This window comes from Actinomadura luzonensis (genome assembly GCF_022664455.2).
GTDB classification, from domain to species: domain Bacteria; phylum Actinomycetota; class Actinomycetes; order Streptosporangiales; family Streptosporangiaceae; genus Nonomuraea; species Nonomuraea luzonensis.
This window is the reverse complement of the sequence record NZ_JAKRKC020000001.1, coordinates 4,933,969-4,956,965: the sequence shown is the minus strand read 5'-3', so window position 1 is coordinate 4,956,965 and position 22,997 is coordinate 4,933,969. Positions and strand designations below refer to the sequence as shown.

20 protein-coding genes are annotated in these 22,997 nt (G+C 73.3%); 8 read left to right on the top strand and 12 right to left on the bottom strand.

The window, feature by feature from the left end; genetic code table 11:
• Complete coding sequence (locus MF672_RS23540) at positions 1-1,212, bottom strand: ABC transporter substrate-binding protein (RefSeq protein WP_242371315.1); 1,212 nt, start codon at positions 1,210-1,212, stop codon at positions 1-3.
• Positions 1,213-1,370: 158 nt separating this feature from the next.
• Here MF672_RS23540 and MF672_RS23535 point away from each other — a divergent pair, with 158 nt between their 5' ends.
• Both MF672_RS23535 and MF672_RS23530 read left to right on the top strand, forming a co-directional pair.
• The gene (locus tag MF672_RS23535; protein ID WP_242371317.1) at positions 1,371-2,570 is read left to right on the top strand and encodes an ROK family protein; all 1,200 of its coding nucleotides are present in this window, start codon (positions 1,371-1,373) and stop codon (positions 2,568-2,570) included.
• Positions 2,571-2,662: 92 nt separating this feature from the next.
• A complete protein-coding gene (locus tag MF672_RS23530) occupies positions 2,663-4,783 on the top strand; it encodes a discoidin domain-containing protein (protein WP_242371318.1) in 2,121 nt (706 codons plus the stop codon).
• 21 nt (positions 4,784-4,804) lie between these two features.
• Here the strand turns inward: MF672_RS23530 and MF672_RS23525 are convergent, their stop codons facing one another.
• The 5 genes from MF672_RS23525 to MF672_RS23505 form a co-directional block, all read right to left on the bottom strand.
• Positions 4,805-5,980 (bottom strand): alpha-hydroxy acid oxidase, encoded by a 1,176-nt coding sequence (locus MF672_RS23525; RefSeq protein ID WP_242371320.1) that lies wholly within the window; start codon positions 5,978-5,980, stop codon positions 4,805-4,807.
• 1,019 nt (positions 5,981-6,999) lie between these two features.
• Complete coding sequence (locus tag MF672_RS23520; RefSeq protein WP_242371325.1) at positions 7,000-7,281, bottom strand: DUF4031 domain-containing protein; 282 nt, start codon at positions 7,279-7,281, stop codon at positions 7,000-7,002.
• Positions 7,278-8,045, bottom strand: a complete 768-nt coding sequence (locus MF672_RS23515; RefSeq protein ID WP_242371327.1) for an HAD family hydrolase — start codon at positions 8,043-8,045, stop codon at positions 7,278-7,280. Before MF672_RS23515 ends, MF672_RS23520 begins: the two co-directional genes overlap by 4 nt.
• An 18-nt stretch (positions 8,046-8,063) precedes the next feature.
• Positions 8,064-9,239 carry a cytochrome P450 gene (locus tag MF672_RS23510; protein ID WP_242371329.1) on the bottom strand — a complete coding sequence of 392 codons (1,176 nt, stop codon included), beginning with the start codon at positions 9,237-9,239 and terminating at the stop codon, positions 8,064-8,066.
• A 284-nt stretch (positions 9,240-9,523) separates the two neighbouring features.
• Positions 9,524-9,799: a hypothetical protein gene (locus tag MF672_RS23505; protein WP_242371331.1), complete on the bottom strand. Its 276-nt coding sequence runs from the start codon at positions 9,797-9,799 to the stop codon at positions 9,524-9,526.
• Between the two features lie 204 nt (positions 9,800-10,003).
• Here MF672_RS23505 and MF672_RS23500 point away from each other — a divergent pair, with 204 nt between their 5' ends.
• Positions 10,004-11,242, top strand: a complete 1,239-nt coding sequence (locus tag MF672_RS23500) for a hypothetical protein (RefSeq protein ID WP_242371333.1) — start codon at positions 10,004-10,006, stop codon at positions 11,240-11,242.
• A 23-nt stretch (positions 11,243-11,265) separates the two neighbouring features.
• Entirely contained in the window at positions 11,266-11,964 is a 699-nt protein-coding gene (locus MF672_RS23495; protein WP_242371335.1) for a DUF2786 domain-containing protein, read from the top strand.
• Positions 11,965-11,980: 16 nt separating this feature from the next.
• On the opposite strand, the gene pgm is transcribed toward MF672_RS23495, so the two are convergent.
• Positions 11,981-13,615, bottom strand: coding sequence for a phosphoglucomutase (alpha-D-glucose-1,6-bisphosphate-dependent) (gene pgm / locus MF672_RS23490; protein WP_242371337.1), 1,635 nt, complete (start codon positions 13,613-13,615; stop codon positions 11,981-11,983).
• A gap of 98 nt (positions 13,616-13,713) precedes the next feature.
• On the opposite strand from pgm, the gene MF672_RS23485 reads away from it, so the two are divergent.
• From MF672_RS23485 to thrS, 3 genes are all read left to right on the top strand, one after another.
• Positions 13,714-14,613: a TIGR03564 family F420-dependent LLM class oxidoreductase gene (locus tag MF672_RS23485; protein WP_242371338.1), complete on the top strand. Its 900-nt coding sequence runs from the start codon at positions 13,714-13,716 to the stop codon at positions 14,611-14,613.
• 40 nt (positions 14,614-14,653) lie between these two features.
• On the top strand, positions 14,654-15,250 hold the full coding sequence (locus MF672_RS23480) for a glycoside hydrolase family 25 protein (protein WP_242371339.1): 597 nt from the start codon (positions 14,654-14,656) through the stop codon (positions 15,248-15,250).
• Between the two features lie 66 nt (positions 15,251-15,316).
• On the top strand, positions 15,317-17,281 hold the full coding sequence (gene thrS, locus MF672_RS23475; RefSeq protein WP_242371340.1) for a threonine--tRNA ligase: 1,965 nt from the start codon (positions 15,317-15,319) through the stop codon (positions 17,279-17,281).
• A gap of 75 nt (positions 17,282-17,356) precedes the next feature.
• Here the strand turns inward: thrS and MF672_RS23470 are convergent, their stop codons facing one another.
• The 4 genes from MF672_RS23470 to MF672_RS23455 all read right to left on the bottom strand — a co-directional run bounded on the left by MF672_RS23470 (position 17,357) and on the right by MF672_RS23455 (position 20,016).
• Positions 17,357-17,560, bottom strand: coding sequence for a TM2 domain-containing protein (locus MF672_RS23470; RefSeq protein WP_242371341.1), 204 nt, complete (start codon positions 17,558-17,560; stop codon positions 17,357-17,359).
• Between the two features lie 144 nt (positions 17,561-17,704).
• Positions 17,705-18,463, bottom strand: a complete 759-nt coding sequence (locus MF672_RS23465) for a PIG-L deacetylase family protein (protein WP_242371342.1) — start codon at positions 18,461-18,463, stop codon at positions 17,705-17,707.
• A 47-nt stretch (positions 18,464-18,510) separates the two neighbouring features.
• A complete protein-coding gene (locus MF672_RS23460) occupies positions 18,511-19,170 on the bottom strand; it encodes a dihydrofolate reductase family protein (protein ID WP_242371343.1) in 660 nt (219 codons plus the stop codon).
• A 60-nt stretch (positions 19,171-19,230) separates the two neighbouring features.
• Positions 19,231-20,016 (bottom strand): hypothetical protein, encoded by a 786-nt coding sequence (locus MF672_RS23455; protein WP_242371344.1) that lies wholly within the window; start codon positions 20,014-20,016, stop codon positions 19,231-19,233.
• A 142-nt stretch (positions 20,017-20,158) separates the two neighbouring features.
• Here MF672_RS23455 and MF672_RS23450 point away from each other — a divergent pair, with 142 nt between their 5' ends.
• A complete protein-coding gene (locus MF672_RS23450) occupies positions 20,159-20,689 on the top strand; it encodes an HIT family protein (protein ID WP_242371345.1) in 531 nt (176 codons plus the stop codon).
• On the opposite strand, the gene MF672_RS23445 is transcribed toward MF672_RS23450, so the two are convergent.
• A complete protein-coding gene (locus tag MF672_RS23445; protein ID WP_242371346.1) occupies positions 20,645-22,948 on the bottom strand; it encodes a hypothetical protein in 2,304 nt (767 codons plus the stop codon). The two genes, MF672_RS23450 and MF672_RS23445, sit on opposite strands and share 45 nt — an antisense overlap.
• Positions 22,949-22,997 lie beyond the last annotated feature (49 nt).

Below are 22,997 nucleotides of genomic sequence, written 5' to 3'. Positions count from 1 at the left end.
TCAGCCGTTCCAGCCGAGCAGCGTGCGGGTCTTGGCCGCCGCGTCGGTCAGCGCCTGCTGGGCGGTGGCCTTGCCGGTCAGCGCCGACTCGATGGCCGGGGCGATGATCTCGTCGTTGACCTGGATCCACTGCGGCACGGCCGGGCGGGCGTGGGCGACCTTGAGCTGTTCGAGGAACGCCGCCTGCTCCGGGCCGCCCGCGACGACCTGCGCCTTGAGGTGCACGGGGAAGCCGCCGAAGGCGTCGGCGATCGCGCCGTTGTTCGTGGCGTTCGCCAGGAAGGCGAGCCACTTCCACGCCAGGTCGGGGTTCTTGCTGGTGGAGAAGACGACGGAGTCCTCGCCGCCGATGTTGCCGGCCGGCTCGCTCTTGTACGGCAGCGGCGCCACGCCGAAGTCGAGGTCGGGGAACTGCTCGTGGATGGTGGGCACGTCCCACGGGCCGGAGATCGTCATCGCGGCCAGGCCGTTCTCGAACGGCTTGTCCGAGTCGGTGATCTTGCGGGGCGAGGACTTGAGCAGGTCCACCCAGAGCTGCAGCGCCTCCACGGCCGGGGGCTGGTCGAACAGCACCTTCTTGGCGGCGTCGTCCACCATCTGGCCGCCCGCGCCGTGCACGACGCCGGGGAACATCCAGGCGCCGTAGCCGTCGCCCTTGGGGACGTTCATGCCGGCCACGTTCGCGTCGGCGGCGTGCACCCGCTCGGCGGCGGCCTTCAGCTCGTCCCAGGTCTTGGGCGGGGTGGGCACTAGCTTCTTGTTGTAGAACAGCGCGACCGTGGTCTGGTCCTGCGGCAGGCCGTAGAGCTTGCCGTTCGCGCGGTTGGTGTCGAGGGCGCCCTTGTAGTAGTCGGCCTCGTCGATCAGGCCGGCGGGCACCTCCTTGATCGTGCCGTCGAGGGCGTACTTGGAGACCAGCGGCTGGTCCAGGATGCCCGCGTCGGGGGCGCTCTTGCTGGCCACGGCGCTGCCCAGCTTGGTGTTGTAGTCGTCCTTGGGGATCTTGACGAGTTTGACGGTGACGCCGGGGTTGGCCTGCTCGAAGTCCTTGCGGACCTTCTCGATGACCTGGCCCGCCTGCGGGGTGCGGTCCTGGTACATCCAGAACGTCAGCTCCTTGCCGCCGCCCGACCCCGCTCCGCCGCCTCCGCAGGCGCCCGTCCCGGCCATCAGCACGACCGCCAGGGCACCGGTCAGAAGTCCTCGGCTCATTGCGCAACTCCTCAGTGGGGGGATGGCCAGACCATAATCTAAGCTCCGAAGAAAGTCAGGGGCCGCCCGGAAACGAGTCGGTAACACCGCCCGGGCAGCAACCCCTTTGAAGCTTGAACTAACATGGCCGAGCGATCGGGAGAGGACGGGGGACGTCGATGGGCACGTCAGGCCGCAGGACGGTGCGCGACCTGCGCAGAGGCAACCGGGCGATGCTCCTGCGCGCGCTCTACTTCGGCGGCCCCGCCAGCCGCAACGAGCTGTCCGCCGCCACCGGCCTCAGCCCGGCCACCGTCAGCACGATGACCGCCGACCTGCTGGCCGGCAACGTGATCGCCGAGGCCGGCCAGGTCGACTCCGACGGCGGCCGGCCCCGCGTGCTGCTCAAGGTCAACCCCGACTACGGCTACGCGGTCGGCGTGGACGTGGGGGAGACCCAGGTCAAGGTCGAGCTGTTCGACCTGGAGATGCGCGAGCGGGCGCGGGCGCACTACGCCGTACGCTCGGCCAAGCACGACCCCGAGCTGGTCGCCCGGCACATCCTGGCGGGCGTGGACGCCGTCATCGCCGAGGGCGAGGTGCCTCCCGAGCGGGTGCTCGGCGTGGGCGTCGGCGTGCCCGGCATCGTCGAGCCCGGCCCCGGCGGGGTGGTGCGGGCCAAGACGTTCGGCTGGCGCGAGGTGCCGCTCGGCGCGCTGCTGCGGGCGGGCACCGCGCTGTCCCGCCCGATGCCGCCGCTGTACGTGGACAACGGCGCCAAGACCATGGGCCAGGCCGAGCTGTGGTTCGGCTCGGGCAAGGGCACCCGCGACGCGATCATCGTCCTCATGGGGTCGGGGGTCGGCGGCACCGTGGTCACCGACGGCGCGATCTACCGGGGCGCGGGCAAGGCCGCGGGGGAGGTCGGCCACCTGAAGATCGTCGCGGGCGGGCGGGCCTGCCGGTGCGGGGCGCGCGGCTGCCTGGAGGCGTACCTGGGGGCCGAGGCGATCCTCGACCGGGCCGGGGTCGTCGCCGACTCGGCCGACGAGGAGAGCGCCCTCGCCCGGCTGCTGGACGAGGGCTCGCCGGTGATCGGCGAGAGCGTCGAGCTGCTCGGCGCGGGGCTGTCGAGCCTGGTCCACCTGTTCAACCCCGAGCGCATCGTCATCGGCGGCTGGGCCGGGCTCATGCTGGGCGGGCGGCTGCTGGCGGAGATCAGGGCGGCCACGGCGGCCAACACGCAGCTCCAGCCGTTCCAGCCGGAGACGGTCGTGCTCGGGCGGCTCGGGCCGGACGCGGTGGCGCTGGGGGCGGCCACGCTGGTGCTGGAGCCGTTCTTCCGGGAGGCCGCGCTGAGCGCTCCCGCTATTGCGTAGAAGTTAAATCAAGGCTTGACAGAAGTCGGCCGCGCGGGCACGCTCGGCGGGCGAGAGCGCTCTCTTCGCCCCCCTTCCCGTGAGGAGCAGCCGTGCCCCCTCGCCGACGACTCATCCTGGCCGTGCTGGCGGCCCTGATCGCCCCCTGCCTCGTGGCCGGCCCCGCGCGGGCCGCCGACCCCCTCCTGTCCCAGGGCAGGCCCGCGACCGCCTCCTCCACGGAGAACGGCGGCACGCCCGCCTCCGCCGCCGTGGACGGCGACACCGGCACCCGCTGGTCCAGCGCGTTCAGCGACCCGCAGTGGCTCCAGGTGGACCTCGGCGCCACCGCGTCGATCACCGGCGTCGTGCTGCGCTGGGAGACCGCCTACGCCACCGCCTTCCGCGTCCAGGTCTCCGCCGACGCCGCCACCTGGACCGACGTCTACTCCACCACCTCGGGCACCGGCGGCACCCAGAGCCTCGCCGTCTCCGGCACCGGCCGCTACGTCCGCGTGTACGGCACCGCCCGCGCCACCGGCTACGGCTACTCGCTGTGGGAGTTCCAGGTCTACGGCACCACGTCCGCGCCCCCGGGCGGCGGCGACCTCGGCCCCAACGTGCACGTCTTCGACCCCTCGATGTCCCAGGCGAGCATCCAGTCCACGCTCGACTCGATCTTCGCCCAGCAGGAGTCCAACCAGTTCGGCCCGCAACGGCACGCCCTGCTGTTCAAGCCCGGCAGCTACAACGTCAACGCCGACATCGGCTTCTACACCTCGATCGCCGGCCTCGGCCGCAACCCCGACGACGTCACCGTCAACGGCTCCGTCCGGGTGGACGCCGGCTGGTTCGGCGGCAACGCCACCCAGAACTTCTGGCGCTCGGCCGAGAACCTGTCCATCACGCCGTCCGGCGGCACCAACCAGTGGGCGGTCTCGCAGGCCGCGCCGTTCCGCCGCGTCCACGTGCGCGGCAACCTCAACCTCGCGCCCACCGGGTACGGCTGGGCCAGCGGCGGCTACATCGCCGACAGCCGCGTCGACGGGACCGTGCAGCCGTACTCGCAGCAGCAGTGGTTCACCCGCGACAGCCAGCTCGGCGGCTGGCTTAACGGCGTCTGGAACATGGTCTTCTCCGGCGTCGCCGGGGCGCCCGCCCAGTCGTTCCCCGAGCCGCCGTACACGACGCTCGACACCAGCCCCGTCACCAGGGAGAAGCCGTTCCTGTACGTGGACGCGGCCGGCGCGTACCAGGTGTTCGTCCCCGCGCTGCGGCAGAACACCCGCGGCGTGAGCTGGCCCGGCACCGGCGCCACCATCCCGCTCAGCCGCTTCTACGTGGCCAGGCCCGCCGACACCGCCGCCACCATCAACGCCGCCCTCGCCGCCGGCCTGAACCTGCTGTTCACGCCCGGCGTCTACCACGTCGGCCAGCCGATCAACGTCAACCGGGCCGGCACCGTCGTGCTCGGCCTCGGCTACGCCACGATCATCCCCGACAACGGCGTCGTGCCCATGCGGGTCGCCGACGTGGACGGCGTGCGGGTGGCCGGGCTGCTGTTCGACGCCGGGAGCGTCAACTCGCCGGTGCTGCTGGAGATCGGGCCGTCCGGCGCCGCCGCCGGGCACGCCGCCGACCCCATCAGCGTCCAGGACGTCTTCTTCCGCGTCGGCGGCGCGCACGCCGGCAAGGCCACCACCAGCCTGGTCGTCAACAGCGACCACACGATCATCGACCACATCTGGGCCTGGCGCGGCGACCACGGCACCGGCATCGGCTGGACCGTCAACACCGCCGACACCGGCCTGATCGTCAACGGCGACGACGTCACCGCGTACGGGCTGTTCGTCGAGCACTACCAGAAGTACCAGGTGGTGTGGAACGGGCAGCGCGGCCGGACGATCTTCTTCCAGAACGAGATGCCGTACGACCCGCCCAGCCAGGCGGCCTGGATGAACGGGTCCACGCGGGGGTACGCGGCGTACAAGGTGGGCGACGGGGTCACCGCGCACGAGGCGTGGGGGCTCGGGGCGTACTGCTACTTCAACGTCGACCCGTCGATCGTCGCCGAGCGCGGCTTCGAGGCGCCGGTCCGGTCAGGGGTGCGCTTCCACGACCTGCTGACCGTCTCCCTCGGCGGCAACGGCACGATCGCGCACGTCATCAACGCGACCGGCGGCCCCGCGCAGGGCACCGCCACGGTCCCGGTCAAGGTCGTCAGCTACCCGTGACCGCGTCCGGCCCGGTGCGCCTCACCCGCCGGCCGGGCGGAGGCGCACCAGGTCGCGGTCCAGGTTCCCGACGCCGCCCGCGCCCAGCAGCTGCAGGGTGCGCACCAGCTCGGCGCGCAGCAGCTCCAGCACCCGCGTGACACCCCCCTCGCCGCCCGCCATCAGCCCGTACAGGTAGGCCCGGCCGACGAAGCACGCCCGCGCGCCCAGGGCCACCGCCGCCGCCACGTCCGCGCCGCTGCGCACGCCGCCGTCCAAGAACACCTCCGTGCGGTCGCCGACCGCGTCCACCACCTCGGGCAGCAGCTCCAGCGGGGTGGGGGAGCGGTCGAGCTGCCGGCCGCCGTGGTTCGACACCACCAGGCCGTCCACGCCGACGGCCGCCAGGTCCTTCGCGTCGTCCACCCGCTGCACGCCCTTGACCAGCAGCGGGCCCTGCCACGCCGACCGGATCCACTCCAGGTCCCGCATCGTCACGGACGGGTCGAACATCAGGTTCGTGATGCCCGCCAGGTCGCCCGGCGCGCCGTCCACCGTCGCGAAGCGCAGCGGCTCGCTCGTCAGGAAGTCGAACCACCACGCCGGACGCCCGAGCGCCTGCAGCGCGCTGCGCCAGCGCAGGGACGGCGGGACCGTCAGCCCGTGCCGGACGTCGCGCAGCCGCGCCCCGGCGACCGGGACGTCCACGGTGACGACCAGCACGTCCATGCCCGCCTCGCGGGCCAGGGCGAGCATGTCCAGGCTGCGGGCGCGGTCGCGCACCACGTACAGCTGGAACCAGTTCCACCCGCCGGGCGCCGCCGCCGTCACGGCGGGGGCCGGGGTGGTGCCCATCGTGGACAGCGTGTACGGGACGCCCGCCCGCTCCGCCGCACGCGCCACGGCCCGCTCGCCCGCCCGGTGCATCATCCTGGTGAACCCGGTCGGGCCCAGCACGACCGGCATCGAGATGCGCCGGCCCAGGATCTCCACCGCCGTCGGGGCCTCGGCCACGTCACGCAGCACCCGCGGCCGGAACTCCACCCGCCGGAACGCCTCCGCCGCCCGCGCCATCGACCGCTCGCCCTCGGCCGCGCCGTCCACGTAGTCGAACACCATGCGCGGCGCCCGCCCGCGGGCCAGCCTGCGCAGATCGCCGACGTCCGCCGCGGCCGCCACCCGGCCGGCGCGGGACAGGCGCGGGCGCGGGGGCAGCACCTCACGCAGCTCCCGCCACCGGGGCAGGCGCCGCCGCTCCTCCGCGCTCCCGTCGATCCCCCGACGCTACCAAACCCCCGCCAACCCCGCCCCGCCCCTTTTCCGGAGCCCCGCCCGCCTGCCGCGTCCCGGCGGGTGCCGCGGGCGCTCCCCCTTCTCTCCGGAGGGATCGGTGGGAGCGTGATCGACGACCCGTTCCCCCTTGTCTCCGAGGGATCGGTGGGAGCGTGATCGACGGCCCGTTCTCCCTTGTCTCCGAGGGACCTCAGCTGTCTACGGTGGGTGCGTGATCGGCGGCCCGTTCTCCCTTGTTTCCGAGGGACCTCAGCCGTCTACGGTGGGAGCGTGATCGACGACCGCAGCGACGACGACGCCCCCGAACGCCTGGCGACCGCCTGGGCTCGCCTGGCCGGCACCTCGCCCGCCGCCCTGGCGACCGGCGCCGAGCTGATCGCCCGCTGGTCGGAGCCGCACCGCCACTACCACGACCGCGCCCACCTGGCCGCCGTCCTGGCCGCCCTGGACGACCTCGCCCCCGCCCCGGCCGCCCCGACAGCCGCCGCCGGCCCCGACGCGGTGCGCCTGGCCGCCTGGTTCCACGACGCCGTCTACGACGGCCGCCCCGGCTGGGACGAGGAGCGCAGCGCCCAGCTCGCGCAGTCCCGGCTCCCGGCCTGCGGCGTGCCGGCCGCCCTCGTCGCCGAGGCCGCGCGGCTGGTCCGCCTGACCGCCGCCCACGAGAGCGTCGCCCCGGCGACGCCGACGGGGCCGTCCTGTGCGACGCCGACCTGGCCGTCCTGGGCCGCCCCGCCGGAGGGGGCCGCGGCTCCTACGCCGCGTACGCGGCCGCGATCCGCCGCGAGTACGCGCACGTCCCCGACGAGCTGTTCAGGAAGGGCCGCGCCGGCGTCCTGCGCCGCCTGCTCGCCGCCCCGGCCCTCTACCGCACCGCCCGCGCCCGCGCCCTGTGGGAGGAGCGGGCCCGCGCGAACCTGGCCGCCGAGCTGGCGGCCCTCACCTCACCGGGGTGACCGCGGCGCGTGCCGTTTGCGCCGCCGCAGCCCCGCCGCGACCAGCCGCCGCAGCAGCTCCCGCGAGCTGACCGCCTCCGCCCCCAGCGACACCGCGCGCGCGTGCACCGTCTCGGGAACGTCGTAGTGGTCCCGGTCGAAGGCCCTCGGCGGCATGCCCAGCAGCGCCGCGAAGTCGTGCAGCTCGGCGAGCGAGTGGTCGCTGACCAGGTGCGACCACAGGAGCCCGCGCGGCCCCGGCCAGTTCGGGGGATCGATGAGAACGGTCACGACGTCCAGGGTAGGACGCGGCCGCGCACCTCGACGTCGGCGAGGTCCGCCACCACGATCGCGGCCCCGTGGGCGCGCAGCTCCCCGGCCCGGCCGCTCTCCCGCACGACCCCGATGACCAGCCCGAACGCCCCTTTGCCCGCCGCCTCCACGCCGGGCAGCGCCGCGTCCACGACGGCGACCCGGGCGGGCGGCAGCTCCAGGCGGCGCGCCGCCTCCAGGAGCTGGCCGGGGTCGGGCTGCCCCGGCAGGCCCAGCTCGGCGGCGTCCGCGCCGTCGACGATCACGTCGAACAGGTGCGACACCCCCGCCGCGTGCACCAGCTTGCGCCCGTGCCGGCTGGCCGAGACCGCCGCCGTCCGCGCGCCGCGCCGCCGCAGCTCGTGCAGCAGCACGACGGTGGACGGGAACGCCGCCACGCCGTACTCGTCCACCTGCGCCAGGAACGTGCGGTCCTTGGCCAGCCCGAGCCCGTGCACGGTGGGCGCGCCCGGCTCGTCGTCCGGCGTGCCCTCGGGCAGCGTCAGGCCGCGCGCGGCGAGGAAGGTGCGGATGCCGTCGAGCCGCGGCCGCCCGTCCACGTGGCGCAGGTAGTCCTCGCGGATGTCGAACGGCGCCGAGCGGCCGCGCAGGAAGGCGTCGAGGACGTGTTTCCAGGCGGCCGCGTGCCCCCGGGCGGTGTCGGTGACCGCCCCGTCGGTGCCGAGGACGACGGCGCCGATCCGCGTCAGGTCGATGACGGGCTCGTCAACAGGCTCGCTCACACTGCGAACGTAGCCCGTCTACCAGGCGACGGGTAGCTCTTTGACGCCGTAGACAATAGCGAGCTCGCGGAAGGGCACCTCGCCCGCGACCCGCAGCGTCGGGAAGCGGCGCAGCAGGGCGGGGAAGGCGATGCGCATCTCCATCTGGGCGAGCGGCGCGCCGACGCAGCGGTGGATGCCGTGCCCGAAGGCCAGGTGGGAGCCCTCGCGGCCGGGCCGGATCTCGTCGACGTCCTCGCCGAGGGCCCGGGGGTCGCGGTTGGCGCCGGCCAGCGAGCACAGCACCATCTGGCCCTTCTTGACCGGTACGCCGTGCAGCTCCAGGTCGTCGCGGGCGAAGCGCGGAAAGGCCACCTGCACCACGCTCATGTACCGCAGCAGCTCCTCGACGACGTCGTTGACGTAGCCGTCGACCTCGCGCACCTTGGCCGCCTGCTCCGGGTTGCGCAGCAGCCACAGCGTGCCGAGCGCGAGCATGCTGGTGCTGGTGTCGTGGCCGCCGGTCAGCAGGCCGTCGGCCATGCTGGCGAGCGTGCGGTCGTCCAGCTCGTCGCCGTGCTCGCGCAGGAGCTGGCCCAGCAGGCCGTCGCCCGGGTCGCGCCGCTCCCTGGCCACCAGCTCGGTCAGGTACGTCATCGCGTCGTTGATCGCCTGCAGCGACGCCTCGGGCCCGGCGGTGAAGTCGAAGCGGTCCTTGCTGATTTTCACGAAGCCGGCCCGCTCGTCGTACGGGACGCCGAGCAGCTCGCACACCACCAGCGACGGGATGGGCAGCGCGAACTCCTCGAACAGGTCCACCGGCATGCTCTCGGCGCCCTTGGCCTCGATCCGGTCGAGCGCCTCCTCGACCATGGCCTCGATGCGTGGCTCCATCCGGCGCAGCCGCCGCATGGTGAACTCGGGGGTGAGGAACTTGCGCAGCCGGGTGTGCTCGGGCGGGTCGCGGAAGCCCAGGCCGCCCGGGTCCTCCTGGTTGGAGCCGAGGCCGATGACGCCGGCGAAGTCGTTGCTGAAGCGTTCGTGGTCGCCGAGGACCGCGCGGACGTCCTCCCAGCGGGTGACGAGGTACACGGTCTGGTCACCCGGGATCTCCATCGGGAAGACCGGATGCTCGGCCCGGATGCGCGCGAGCTCGCCCACGGGGTCGAAGCCGTCACGCATGAACTGGACGAGCGGGAACTGGTTTTCTGACATCGATGTCCGTCCTGCTGGGATACAGCGCACTATCCAGGGATAAATCCCTCGATAGATGGTCCCACCCGGAAGGGCCGCCGGACCCCTCCGAAAGGACGAATTTACCTCTCAACCCGAAGACCGGTGCGTCCCCGGACGTCCCGTTCACCTGAACGCAATGAGCCTGGAACGGCCGGCTCCAGGCGCGTCCGGCGCACCGTGCGAAGGCCGTGGCACACCGTGCGAAGGCCGTGGCACACCGTGCAAAGGCCGTGGCGCACCGTGCGAAGGCCCCGGCGCGGCGGTCACCTGGAGGCGACCGCGCCGGTCACCTCGGCGGGCGGCGGCAGGGTCCGGTCGCGGGCGACCAGGCCCGGCTCGGGCAGCGGCGCCTCGGCCGCCAGCGACGGCGGCGCGGGCTTGGGGCGGCGCGGCTCGCGCACCCCGCCGTCGCCGCCCGGCCGGTCGTCGGGCGGGAGGTCGCCGCCGTCCGGCCCGTGGGGCTCCCCGGGCCCGAACCCGAGCCGCCGGCCCAGGGCTCCGCCGGTCAGGACGCGGCGCTTGCGCGATCGCTTGGTCACGCCCTCATTGTGCGTCCGGCCGCGGCCCAGGGGACAGGAGCGCATCGGGGGTGTCACTTCCAGGGCAGGCCAGGGGGCGCCTGTTGACCGTGGTAAAGCGGGGCAAACTGGGGCAGCAGACGGCGTTTGGCGTACAGATTGGCGACATTCTGCGATGATCTCGTCGCATAGAGCCGGAGTTAACGCCATCACGGATAGTGACTGATGCCGACATTCGAGGAAATCGCCGCCTTCGTCAACGAGAAGCCGGTCGCCACCGCGGTCATCGCCCTGCTCAGCCTCGTCGGGCTGGCGCTCGCGTTCCTGCTGCTGCGAATCGCCTGGAAAGCCTTCTCCTGGCTGTTCGCCAAGTACGTCGCCCCGCGTCCCGTCGAGGACGTCCTGACCGTCGTGGCCGCGTCCATCGCCACCGGCGTGTCGGCGCAGGGGATGTGGCGCTTCTCCGGTGACGTGCTCGGGCTGGACGGGCCGCTGCGGTTACTGCTGTTCGCGTTCATCGAGGTCGCCATCATCACCTCGGCCGTACGCGCCCGCCGCAACATGCGCGAGAACTACTCCGCCGGCATCGACGGCATCGCCGTGTGGGCGCTGACCTGCCTGACCGCCGTCCTGTCGTCCATGGACGCGCGCAGCCTGCCCGAGGCCGTCTTCCGGCTCGCCGCGCCGCTCGTGGCCGCCTGGCTGTGGGAGCGCGGCATGGCCATCGAACGCCACCGCATCCGCGGCACCGGCCGCATCAACTGGCGGCTCACCCCCGAGCGGCTGCTCGTCCGGCTCGGCCTGGCCGAGGTCAGCGACCGCACTGCCAGCGAGGTGGACGCGCACCGCAGGCTCACCCGCGTCGCGCTGGCCGCCAAGAAGGCCAAGGCGCTGCGCGAGGCCGGCGCCCCCGAGCGCAAGCTGCGCGCCGCGCTGGCCAAGCTCGACAAGGCCATGGACCAGGCCGTCGAGCACACCGGCCTGGCCGTCGACCCGGCCCGCCAGGAGGCGCTGCTGGCCCAGATCGCCGCGCTGTACAACACCACCGCCCTCATCGACGCCGACCCCCGCGTGCCCTGGGAGCACGACGCCGAGCAGCACCCCGTGCCCGCCCGCCCGGCGCTGCCGCCCGCCCTCGCCGAGCTCGTCGACGACGAGGACGAGGACGTCGAGGTGCTCGACACCACCCCGCAGGTGGTCTCCACCGCCGAGCGGGCCGCGCTGATGCGGGCCGCCCGCGTCTACTGGGACCGGCAGATCGCCAAGGGCATCGTGCCGCGCACCGTGGACATCGCCCAGGAGATCGGCATCTCGCTGGCCACCGCGCGCGAGTATCGTGCCCTGTGGAAGCTGGAGCCGCAGGCACACGCCCTCATCGAGGCGCTGTACCAGCAGCACGGCATCGTGGACACGGGCGCCTTCCCCGCCCTCGGGGCCGACGGGCGGGTGCTCGCCAAGCACTAGCGGCGGCACCCGGGGGGCAGACCTTGCGCGACCAGCGCACGCTCGAGCGCGTCAGGAAACTCCTGGCCAAGGCCGAGCGCACCGACAACGAGCACGAGCGGGCCACGTTCATGACGGCGGCCTCGGCCCTCATGGCCAAGCACGGCATCGACGCGCTGCCGCCCGCCGGCGCCCGGCAGGCCCCCGGCGACCGCGTCGTCACCCTGCCCGACCCCTGGGCCAGGGAGAAGGCCCGCCTGGTCAGCCTGGTCGCCCAGGCCGTGCGCTGCCGGCCCCTGCTCATCGGGCGCGGCGACGGCGGGCAGCGCGTGCACATCTTCGGCTTCGCCGCCGACCTGGAGCGCGCCGACCTGCTGGCCACGTCCCTGCTGCTGCAGATGGCCTCGGGGCTGGCCCGCGTCCGGCCGCCCGGCGGGAGCGCCTCCCCGCGCGCCTACCGGCGGTCCTGGCTGCTCGGCTTCACCGACGAGGTGTACCGGCTGCTGAGCGCGGCCGAGTCGCGGGCCGAGGCCGACACGGCGGCCGCCGAGCCGGGCACGGCGCTCGTCCTGGCCGACCGGCGCGCCGAGGTCGAGCGCGCCGTGGCCGCGCACTACCCGCGCATCAGGATGAGCGTGCCCCGCACCAGCGGCACCGGCTACCGCGACGGCGCCGCCGCCGCCCGCCACGCCGACCTCGGCCGCACCGGCATGCCCACCCCGGCCGCCCGCGAGCTCCGCTGACCCGCCTCCCGCCGGGTCAGCCGGCGAGCGCCGCCGACACCAGCGAGCGGGCCTCCTCCTGCACCTGGGCCAGGTGGTCGGGGCCGCGGAAGGACTCGGCGTAGATCTTGTACACGTCCTCGGTGCCGGACGGCCGGGCGGCGAACCAGGCGTGCTCGGTGGACACCTTCACCCCGCCGAGCGCCGCCCCGTTGCCCGGCGCCGCCGTCTGCACCGCCGTGATCTTCTCCCCGGCCAGCGACGACGCCGTCACCTGCGCGGCCGACAGCCTGCCGAGCACCGCCTTCTCCTCGCGCGTGGCCGGCGCGTCGACCCGCGCGTACGCCGGCTCGCCGAACCGCCCCACCAGGTCCTTGTAGTGCCCGCTCGGCGACTTGCCGGTGACCGCCAGGATCTCCGAGGCCAGCAGCGCCAGGATGATGCCGTCCTTGTCGGTGGACCACACCGAGCCGTCGCGGCGCAGGAACGACGCCCCCGCGCTCTCCTCGCCGCCGAACCCGAGCGAGCCGTCCAGCAGCCCCGGCACGAACCACTTGAAGCCCACCGGCACCTCGTACAGCTCGCGGCCCAGCGACCCGGCCACCCGGTCGATGATGCCGCTGCTGACCATGGTCTTGCCGACCCCGGCCGCGGCCGGCCAGCCGTCGCGGTGGGCGTACAGGTAGGAGATGGCGACGGCGAGGTAGTGGTTGGGGTTCATCAGGCCGCCGTCCGGGGTGACGATGCCGTGCCGGTCGGCGTCGGCGTCGTTGCCGGTGGCGAGGTCGTACCGGTCGCGGTTGGCGATGAGCGAGGCCATCGCGTACGGCGACGAGCAGTCCATGCGGATCTTGCCGTCCCAGTCGAGCGTCATGAACCGCCAGGTCGGGTCGACCAGCGGGTTGACCACGGTCAGGTCGAGCCGGTGCCGCTCGGCGATCTCCCCCCAGTACGCCACGCTCGCCCCGCCGAGCGGGTCGGCCCCGATGCGCACCCCGGCCGCCCGGATCGCGTCGAGGTCGACCACCGAGGGCAGGTCGTCCACGTACGTGCCGAGAAAGTCGTAACGCCCGGCCTGTCCGAGGGCCCGCGCGTACGGCACCCGCCGGACCCCGTCGAGCCCGGCGGCCAGCAGCTCGTTGGCGCGGTCCTGGATCCACCTGGTGGCGTCGGTGCCGGCCGGGCCGCCGTCCGGCGGGTTGTACTTGAAGCCGCCGTCGGACGGCGGGTTGTGCGACGGCGTGACCACGACGCCGTCGGCGAGCCCCGTCGTGCGCCCCCGGTTGTGGCGCAGCACGGCGTGCGAGACGGCCGGCGTCGGCGTGTAGCCGTCGCGCGTGTCGATGAGCACGTCGACGTCGTTGGCCGCGAACACCTCCAGCGCCGACACCCGCGCCGGCTCCGACAGCGCGTGCGTGTCGATGCCGAGGAACAGCGGCCCGTCCGTGCCCTGCTCGCGCCGGTACTCGCAGATGGCCTGGCTGGTGGCCAGGATGTGCCCCTCGTTGAAGGCGGTCCGCAGCGACGACCCGCGGTGCCCGGAGGTGCCGAACGCGACCCGCTGCCCCACCTCGGCGGGGTCGGGGCGCAGGGCGTAGTAGGACGTCACCAGCCTCGGGACGTCGACCAGATCGGCGGGCTGGGCGGGCTGTCCGGCGCGTTCGTGGCTCATGTAGGCCACTTTACAAACGGCGACCGGCGAGGCGGGTGACCGCGCCGGGCTGAGGGAAGTACATTCGCCTCAGCCCACCAGAATGGAGTTCTGTTTCGATGCGCTACGGATATTTCCTCAACGAGCCCAAGGGCTCCGACCCCATCGGCGGCCTCCGCGACCAGATCGCCCAGGCCGCGGCCGACGGCTTCACCTCGGCCTGGCTGTCCAACATCTTCGGCCTGGACGCGATCACCGCCCTCGTCGCCGCCGGCGTCCAGGCCCCGCCCATCGAACTCGGCACCGCCGTCGTGCCGACCTACCCCCGCCACCCCGCCGTGCTCGCCCAGCAGGCCATGACGGCCAACGCCGCGCTCGGCGGCCGCCTCGCGCTCGGCATCGGCCTGTCGCACCAGATCGTCATCGAGAACATGTACGGCTACAGCTTCGAGCGGCCCGGCCGGCACATGAAGGAGTACCTGGACGTGCTCATCCCGGCGAGCCGCGGCGAGCACGTCCGGTACCAGGGCGAGACGATCAAGGCCGACCTCAAGCTGAGCACGCCCGGCGCCGGCTTCCCCGTGCTGGTGGCCGCGCTCGGCCCGCGCATGCTCAAGCTGGCCGGCACCGTCGCCGACGGCACCGTGCTCTGGATGACCGGCCCGCGGACCGTCGCCGAGCACGTCGCGCCGGCCATCACGGCCGCCGCCGCCGAGGCCGGACGTCCCGCGCCGCGCATCGTGTGCGCGCTGCCGGTCTGCGTCACCGACGACCCCGAGGGCGCCGTCGCCCGCGCCGACGAGATCTTCCAGGTCTACGGGCAGCTTCCCTCCTACCGTGCCATGCTCGACAGGGAAGGCGCGGCGACCCCCGGCAACGTGGCCGTCGTGGGCGACGAGAAGACCGTGCTCGCCCGGCTCGAAGAGCTGGAACGGGCCGGGGTCACCGATTTCGTGGGCTCGGTGTTCGCCGAGCGGGAGCGCACCCGGAGCCTGCTGATCGGCGCGGCGAAGGGCTGAGACGGGAGAGTTCCCCATAAACTCCGGCAAGGTGAAGGGCGTGCTGCAAGGCATTGACGTGTCCAACTGGCAGGGTTCGGTCGACTGGTCCGGGCAGGCCGGCGCCGGAGTGGCCTTCGCCTTCGCCAAGGCGACCGAAGGCGGCGACTGGACGGACAAGTGGTTCGCGCGCAACTGGAACGGCATGCGCGAGAGCTGGCTCGTGTGCGGCGCGTACCACTTCGCCCGCCCCAAGGGCGACCCCGTCGAGCAGGCCAGGCACTTTCTCGCCACGATCAGGTCGGCCGGCGGCCTGCGCCGTGGCGACCTGATCGCGCTCGACCTGGAGACCGGCGACGGGCTGCGCCCCGAGCAGGTCGCCAGGTACGCGCGCCGCTGGTGCCACCACGTCCAGCGGCACACCGGCGTGCGTCCCTTCATCTACACCTTCCACTCCTTCGCGCACGGCGGGCACTGCGCCGGCCTCGGCGAACACCCGCTGTGGATCGCCAGCCCCGAGTCGCCGCGCGGCCGCCCCATCGTGCCCCGGCCCTGGAGCGAGTGGACCATTCACCAGTACGCGCAGAGCCCCATCGACCGCAACGTCTTCCACGGCACCCGCAAGGACCTGACAAAGCTGGGGTTTCACCCGCGATAGCATCGGTGTTCGTCACCGAAGCAGCCCCGGTGCCGGGCGCCGGGCGCGCGACCCCTAGGAGTCACCGTGTCAGCCGAGCTACACATCACCCTCGCCGGAGCCGAGCGTGTGGTGGCGGCCGGCACGACGGCCGGCGCGGCGCTCGACGCCGACGGCCGCACGGTCATCGCGGCCAAGGTCAACGGCGAGGCCCGCGACCTCGCCTGCGAGCTGGCCGACGGCGACGTGGTCGAGCCGATCGAGATCTCCAGCGACGAGGGCAGGGCGATCGTCCGCCACTCCACCGCGCACGTCATGGCGCAGGCGGTCCAGGAGCTGTTCCCCGAGGCCAAGCTGGGCATCGGCCCGCCCGTCGAGAACGGGTTCTACTACGACTTCGACGTCGCCCAGGCGTTCAACCCCGACGACCTCAAGCGCATCGAGAAGCGCATGCGCGAGATCGTCAAGGAGGGGCAGCTCTTCTCGCGGCGTCCCGTCGGCGACGACGAGGCGCGCGCCGAGCTGGCCGGCGAGCCGTACAAGCTGGAGCTGATCGGCCTCAAGGGCGGCGCCGCCGACGAGGAGTCGGTCGAGGTCGGCGCGGGCCAGCTCACCATCTACGACAACCTCGACGCCAAGAGCGGCGAGCTGCGCTGGAAGGACCTGTGCCGGGGCCCGCACGTGCCCTCCACCCGGTCCATCCCGGCCTTCAAGCTCATGCGCTCCGGCGGCGCGTACTGGCGCGGCAGCGAGAAGAACCCGCAGCTCCAGCGCATCTACGGCACCGCCTGGGAGTCTCGCGACAAGCAGGACGAATACCTCAAGCTGCTGGAGGAGGCCGAGAAGCGCGACCACCGCAAGCTGGGCGCCGAGCTCGACCTGTTCAGCTTCCCGCCCGAGCTGGGCAGCGGCCTGCCGATCTTCCACCCCAAGGGCGGCATCATCCGCAAGGAGATGGAAGACTACATGCGCCGGCGGCAGGCCGAGGCGGGCTACGAGTTCGTCAACACGCCGCACATCACCAAGTCGTCGCTGTTCGAGACCTCCGGCCACCTGCCGTGGTACGCCGAGGACATGTTCCCGGCCTTCGAGCTGGAGGGCGTCGACTATCGCGTCAAGCCGATGAACTGCCCGATGCACAACCTCATCTTCCGGGCGCGCGGGCGTTCCTACCGCGAGCTGCCGCTGCGGCTGTGCGAGTTCGGCTCGGTCTACCGCTACGAGAAGTCCGGCGTCGTGCACGGCCTGACCCGGGTGCGCGGCATGACGCAGGACGACGCGCACATCTACACCACCCGCGAGCAGATGGCCGACGAGATCAAGTCGCTGCTGCGGTTCGTGCTGAGCGTGCTGCGCGACTTCGGCCTCAACGACTTCTACCTGGAGCTGTCCACCCGCGACGACTCCGAGAAGTTCATCGGCGACCCGGCCGAATGGGAGGAGGCCACCGAGGCGCTGCGCCAGGTCGCCACCGAGTCGGGGCTCACGCTGAAGGACGACCCGGGCGGCGCGGCCTTCTACGGCCCGAAGATCTCCGTCCAGGCCAAGGACGCCATCGGCCGCACCTGGCAGCTGTCCACCATCCAGCTCGACCTCAACCAGCCCAAGCGCTTCGGCCTGGAGTACCAGGCGGCCGACGGCTCCCGGCAGACCCCGGTCATGATCCACCGGGCGCTGTTCGGCTCCGTCGAGCGCTTCCTCGGCGTGCTCACCGAGCACTACGCGGGCGCCTTCCCGCCCTGGCTCGCGCCGGTGCAGGTGGTGGGCATCCCGATCGCCGAGGCGCACGTCCCCTACCTGCAGGACGTCGCGAAGAAGCTGCGCGAGCACGGCATCAGGGTCGAGGTCGACACCGCCGACGACCGCATGCAGAAGAAGATCCGCAACGCGCAGAAGGCCAAGGTGCCCTTCATGCTGCTGGCCGGCGACGAGGACATCGCGGCCGGCGCGGTGTCCTTCCGCTACCGCAGCGGCGAGCAGAACAACGGCGTGCCGGTGGAGCAGGCCATCGCCGAGATCGTCAACAGCGTGGAGCGCCGCGTCCAGGTGTGACGCCCGCCGACGGACGAAGGGCGGGGCGGCCGTTGCCGCCCCGCCCTTCGTGCGTGTCCGCCGCGTCCTGCCGCCTTACTTGGCGAGCGGCTGGCCCTGCTTGTCGGTGAACTTCCCGACGAGGATCATGATGAAGTCGATCAGCACCCAGACCCCCAGGCCGCCGAGGGTGACGAGCTGCAGGATGCCCGTCCCGATCTTGCCGACGTAGAAGCGGTGCACGCCGAGCGCACCGAGGAAGAAGCAGAGCAGGACGGCCACGAGCCACGACTTGGGCATGAGGGAAGACCTTTCATGAGGGGACGGGCCGGGCGCGGAACAGGGCGCGCCCGGCCGGCGATGCCTGCGGGAGACGTTCGACCGCAGGGCACGAAACCTAGCAAGATCCCCCGGCTGCTCGCGGACTTTTCGGGTTTCGGTGACCTAACGGGAGAATAGGCGAAAGGTCACGGCGGGCCGGCCGCCGAACCGCTCGCCCGCCTCGCGCGCGAAGCCCTCGATGAGCGTGCGGGCGTACGTCTCCGGGTCCTCGTCCGTCAGGGCCTCCAGGTACGCGCGGTGCTCCATGAGTGAGCGCACGCCCCGCTCCAGGCCGTCCGTGACGTCCACGGCGTGCGTCGGCGCGTCGCTGCCCGCCACCGCGACCCACCGGACTCCGTTCCACGGCTCGGCCCCAGCCGCAGCCCCCTCGTCCGCCTTCGCGCCCGCTCCCGCGTCCGGGAAGATCCACCGGTTGCCGGCGTCCGCGGCGGCGTCCAGCACGGCCCGGCCCACCGCCCGGTGGTCCGGGGTGTTCCAGTACGTGCCGCCCCACGTGTCGTCGGCGTTCAGCGTGATCACCAGCTCGGGGCGGTGCCGGCGGATCACGGCGGCGAGGTCGCGGCGCAGGGCGGTGCCGTACTCGATGACCCCGTCCGGATGGCCGAGGAACTCCACCTGCCGCACCCCGACCACGGCGGCGCTGGCCCGCTCCTCGCGCTCGCGCACCGGGCCGCACTCGGCGGGCGCCAGCGTGTCGATGCCCGCCTCGCCGCTGCTGACCATCACGTACGTGACCTCGCGCCCGGCGTCGGTCCAGACGGCGACGGCGGCGGCGCAGCCGTACTCCAGGTCGTCGGGGTGGGCCACGATGGCCAGGGCGCGCTGCCAGTCCTCGGGCACGGGCTCCAGCTCAGTCTTCATGATCCTCACTCTACGGCGAACACCCGTGCGAATCGCCGCGAACCGGGTCAGCTCAAAACCGTCGCCGAGCGCCCCTCGTCCACCGTGTACGCGCCCGCGGGAAGCGCGCCGAGACCCGCCGGCCTCAGCGTCAGCGAGACCACGCCGCCAGGCAGGACCCGCGACTCCTCCGCCACGGCCGCGAACGTCGCGGGCGTCGCCCCGTCCGCGAACAGCCGCTTGCCCGCCCCGACGACGACCGGGTACTGCAGCAGCCGGTAGACGTCCACCAGCCCTGCCCGGTGCAGCGTCTGCGTGAGCCGCCAGCTCCCGTGGACCTGGAGCTCCTTGCCGGGGAGCTCCTTGAGCCGGCGGATCTCGCCGACCAGGTCGCCGCGCAGCACCGTCGCCGGGCTCCAGCCGGCCTCCTCGTCGGTCAGCGTCGAACTGGCGACGTACTTCGGCAACGTGTTGAGCCTGGACGCGATCAGGTCGTCCGGGTCGGTGACCTGCGACCAGTGCCCGCCGAGCAGGCCGAAGCTCGTGCGGCCGAACAGGAAGGCGCCGGCCTCGCGGAACCAGCCCTCGACGACCTCGGTCACGTGCGCCGAGACGTGCGGGACGAGCCACCCGCCGCGGTCGAAACCGCCCGAGCGGTCCTCGCCGGGGGCTCCTGGCCCCTGCATGACGCCGTCGAGACTGACGAAGATGTTGACGCTGAGCAGCACTGTTCCCCTCCAGGGAGCCGGGTCGCGGACGGCCGGCCGTGACCGGCCGACAGGTGGACGCTAGCTGCCGGGCCCGGGGCGGGTCTTGTACAGGAACGACATCGCGGCCGGGCCGCCCGCCTGCAGCTCGCGCGCCGTGCGCCTGACGTAACGGCGTAGCGCGTGCGCGAGGTGGGCCTGGTCGTAGTACCCGAGCGTCTCGACGGCCGTGCGCCAGTCACGGCCGTCGCGCAGCATCGTGGCGGCGGCGTTCGCGCGGTCGATCTGCGTCACGGCGGTCCGCGACAGCCCGGTGATCGCGCGGTAGCGCCGCTGCAGGGTCCGCAAGGTGGGGCCGGCCGGCCCGTTCGCGGCGGGCCCGGGCCCGTGCTCCCCGTCCTGCTCCCCGTCCTGCTCCCCGCACAGCTCCACGTCCTGCTCCTCGTCCCCGAGGCGTGACCGCACCAGCAGCCCCGCGTCCAGCAGCCGCCGGACGAAGTGCTCGACGTTGTCGTACGTCGGCGCCTCCCAGTCCTGGCCGCCGAGGACGATCCTGCCCGCGTCCGTCACCGGGAACGGCACGTACCCGTCGACGACCGCAGCCGCGGGAAACGGCCGGAGAACCGTCCCGAACGCGAGCCGGACCCCGAGGAACTCGGTGTCCGGCGGGACCGGCGCGGCGCTCGCCCTCGTCTCCGGGCCGCGCAGGCCGGCGAGCAGGCGTCCCCGCGTCCGCGAGAGGATCAGGTGCGGGCAGGTGCGCGCCGCCGACGTCATCGTGTCCGCCGCGTCGCTGCGGGTGCGCCACACGAGATCGACGACGCCCGCGCGGATATCGGTGTCGCGGTGCTCGAACCGCAAGGCCATGGCTTCCCGGGCCTCCCCTCCGCTGAGGCTCCCGTCGCAGCGTAGAGGCAGCGTCGCGGCCGCTCTCGCCCGGGGTGCCCGGCCGGGTCCCGGCCGCGCCCGGAACCGGCGGACGCCCGGCTGTGGTCCTATGCTGCTAGTTATGCACGATCAGGCAGGAGCCGGGGCCCCGGACAACTTCGAACGTCTCTGGACCCCGCATCGCATGGCCTACATCAAGGGCGAGAACAAGCCGACGGGCACCGGCCCCGACGACGGGTGCCCGTTCGACGCCATCCCCAGGATGAGCGACGAGGACGGCCTGGTCGTGGCCCGCGGCGAGAGCGTGTACGCCGTGCTCAACCTCTACCCCTACAACTCCGGCCACCTGATGGTCGTCCCCTACCGGCACATCTCCGACTACGACGAGCTGCGCCCGGAGGAGATGGTCGAGCTGGGCGAGTTCACCCAGAAGGCGCTGCGCGCGCTGCGCAAGGCCAGCGGGGCGCAGGGCTTCAACGTCGGCATGAACCTCGGCCACGTCGCCGGCGCCGGCATCGCCGCCCACCTCCACCAGCACGTCGTGCCGCGGTGGGGCGGCGACACCAACTTCATGCCGGTCGTCGCCCAGACGAAGGTGCTGCCTCAGCTACTTCGCGACACGCGCCAGCTCCTCGCCGACGCCTGGCACTGACTCCTCCCGCCCCACCAGCACGCCGATGCCGGTGGCCAGCAGCAGCGGCACGGCCAGCGCCAGCGCCATCGACAACACCGCCGCGCCCGAGTCGTTGACGAGCATCCCGACCACGCCGGCGACCATCGTGCCGATCAGCCCCGCCCGCAGCGCGGGGGAGTGCTCGAAGGCCGCCGGCACCACCCCGGCCGACGCCTGCTCGGGACGCAGGATCGCGTACACGAGGAAGGCCACCGCCACGATCACGATCGGCATGAGGTTTGGGCTCAGCAGCGTGCCCAGCATGGCCTGGAGCTTGCGCCAGATGACGTCGAACGCCTCGCCGGTCAGCACCTGCCCCACGAACCGCCCGAGGTGCGTCTGCTCGCTCGGCGGCTTGAGGTAATTGAGCCAGGCGAACGTCATCACGATCACGCCGCCGGCCACGCAGAACAGCGCCAGCTTCACCAGCGACACCCGCTTGCCCGACAACACGAGCGCGGTCACCGCGATGCCCGGCACGAACGCGATCACGCCGCCGAAGTCGCTGCCCAGCCCCGAGCCGCCGAGCACCATGGCCCCGGCCCCGAGCACGACGATCGCGGCCAGCCCGGCGCGGCCCGGCCAGCGGTGCGCGATCGCCGTCGTGGTGAGCAGCGTGCCCGTGGCGAACAGCGCGAACGGGATGTTGCCCAGCCCGAAGTAGCGGGCGCCCTGCTCGGCGCTGTAGCCCATGAAGCTGTTGAGCTGGAGCGTGGTGCCGGTCAGCAGGTCACCGGCCAGCGTGAGCGCGGTGACGCCGGCGACCACCGCCAGCGGGCCGAGCGGCCGGCGCCGCCACGGCCCGGCCAGCGCCAGCGCGACGATCACCGCCCACCAGGCCAGCATGCCGCCGAAGAGCTGCGCGTGCGTGGCCCACGGCAGCAGGTTGACCAGGAACGAGGTGACCGGCAGCGCGGCGAGGGCCACCGCCGCGACCCGCACCCACGGCAGGCCCTTGCGGCGGCGCAGCAGCAGGAACGCCAGCACGTAGAACAACACCTGCAGGACCGCGAGCCCGGTGAAGTACTGGCCCTTGGCCGAGCGCATGGTCTGCGCGGTCTCGTCGGCGCGGGCCATCCGCTCGAACGTCGCGCCGCGCTCGCCGACCGTCATCGGCACGCCCACCACCGTGGCCGGGACGGGCACGCCGAGCTGGGTCAGCACGGTGGCGGTGAGGTCGGGCAGGATCGAGATGTCTGCGCGGCGGGTGGAGGCGGCGCCCAGCGTGCGGCCCTCCGCGCCGGGCTCGCGCAGCGCGGCCACCCGCAGGTGCGGCACCGAGCCGTGGTCGGACAGCCCGGCCAGCAGCACAGTCGTGCCCGCCGGCAGGATCGACAGCAGCGCGCCCGCCTTGGCGTCGGCCAGTCTCAGCGCGGCGCGGCGCGCGGCGGCGGGAAGCTGCTCGGGCGTCTTCGGCAGCCGGTCGCCTCTGAGGTAGGGGCGGACGAGGTCGTCCACGTCCATGGCGATCATCCGGCACCGCTCCAGGTCGGCGGCGCCGAGCCGGTCGGCGGAGGCGTGGTAGCGCGGCACCTGGCCCTGGCGGTCGGCCAGCGCGAGCGCGGCGCCGGGGCCGATCGCGATCGAGCACTGGCCGGCGGCCTTCAGCGCCTCGCCCAGGTTGCCGGCCTCGCGCTGGCCGGCCACGTCGATGAGGTAGCGGTAGTCGGGGATGACCGCGCCCTCGCCGCGCTGCTCCGGGGCCGGGGGCGCGCCGCAGCCGTAGCCGACGGCCGAGCGGGTGCCGGCCGAGACCGTGAGCCAGCCGTCGTAGGGGCAGGTGACGTTGCCGACGGTGCGGACCGAGAGGGAGCCGATGGCGCTCGCCCCGGCCAGCGCCCACAGGTTGGGGGTGTCGGCCTGGGTCAGGTCGTTCCAGTGCAGGGCGGGGACGCCGATGAGCGCGACCCGCGTGGCGGCGGCCGCCCACGAGAACGCCCGGCCCGCCACCACCCCGGAGGAGGCCGTCCCGGAGGACGCTGTCCCGGAGGAGGCTGTCCCGGAGGAGGCTGTGGCCTGGGCGGGCACGGCGGTCTGGCGGCCGGAGGCGGCGGCCTGAGCGGACCCGGCGCCCTGAGTGGTGGCGGCCGTCTCGGCGTACGCGGCGACCGGGGCGGCGGTGGTCCGGGTGGTCGCGGGGGTGTCGGCGGCGGCGGGGGGTGCCGTCGCGGTGAGCAGCCCTTGGCCGGCCAGTTGCTGGCCGAGCAGCACGGCCAGCACGATCAGCGCGCGCCTCACCTCAGGGACCTCCAGGGACTCGATGGGCGTCGTGTCGGCGGCGCGGCCC

Excerpts from the sequence above, each read along its gene's own strand:
- MF672_RS23540 (WP_242371315.1), bottom strand. The coding sequence starts at position 1,212 with ATGAGCCGAGGACTTCTGACCGGTGCCCTGGCGGTCGTGCTGATGGCC.
- MF672_RS23535 (WP_242371317.1), top strand. The coding sequence starts at position 1,371 with ATGGGCACGTCAGGCCGCAGGACGGTGCGCGACCTGCGCAGAGGCAAC.
- MF672_RS23510 (WP_242371329.1), bottom strand. The coding sequence starts at position 9,239 with ATGTCAGAAAACCAGTTCCCGCTCGTCCAGTTCATGCGTGACGGCTTC.
- MF672_RS23500 (WP_242371333.1), top strand. The coding sequence starts at position 10,004 with ATGCCGACATTCGAGGAAATCGCCGCCTTCGTCAACGAGAAGCCGGTC.
- pgm (WP_242371337.1), bottom strand. The coding sequence starts at position 13,615 with ATGAGCCACGAACGCGCCGGACAGCCCGCCCAGCCCGCCGATCTGGTC.
- MF672_RS23485 (WP_242371338.1), top strand. The coding sequence starts at position 13,714 with ATGCGCTACGGATATTTCCTCAACGAGCCCAAGGGCTCCGACCCCATC.
- MF672_RS23470 (WP_242371341.1), bottom strand. The coding sequence starts at position 17,560 with ATGCCCAAGTCGTGGCTCGTGGCCGTCCTGCTCTGCTTCTTCCTCGGT.
- MF672_RS23465 (WP_242371342.1), bottom strand. The coding sequence starts at position 18,463 with ATGAAGACTGAGCTGGAGCCCGTGCCCGAGGACTGGCAGCGCGCCCTG.
- MF672_RS23455 (WP_242371344.1), bottom strand. The coding sequence starts at position 20,016 with ATGGCCTTGCGGTTCGAGCACCGCGACACCGATATCCGCGCGGGCGTC.
- MF672_RS23450 (WP_242371345.1), top strand. The coding sequence starts at position 20,159 with ATGCACGATCAGGCAGGAGCCGGGGCCCCGGACAACTTCGAACGTCTC.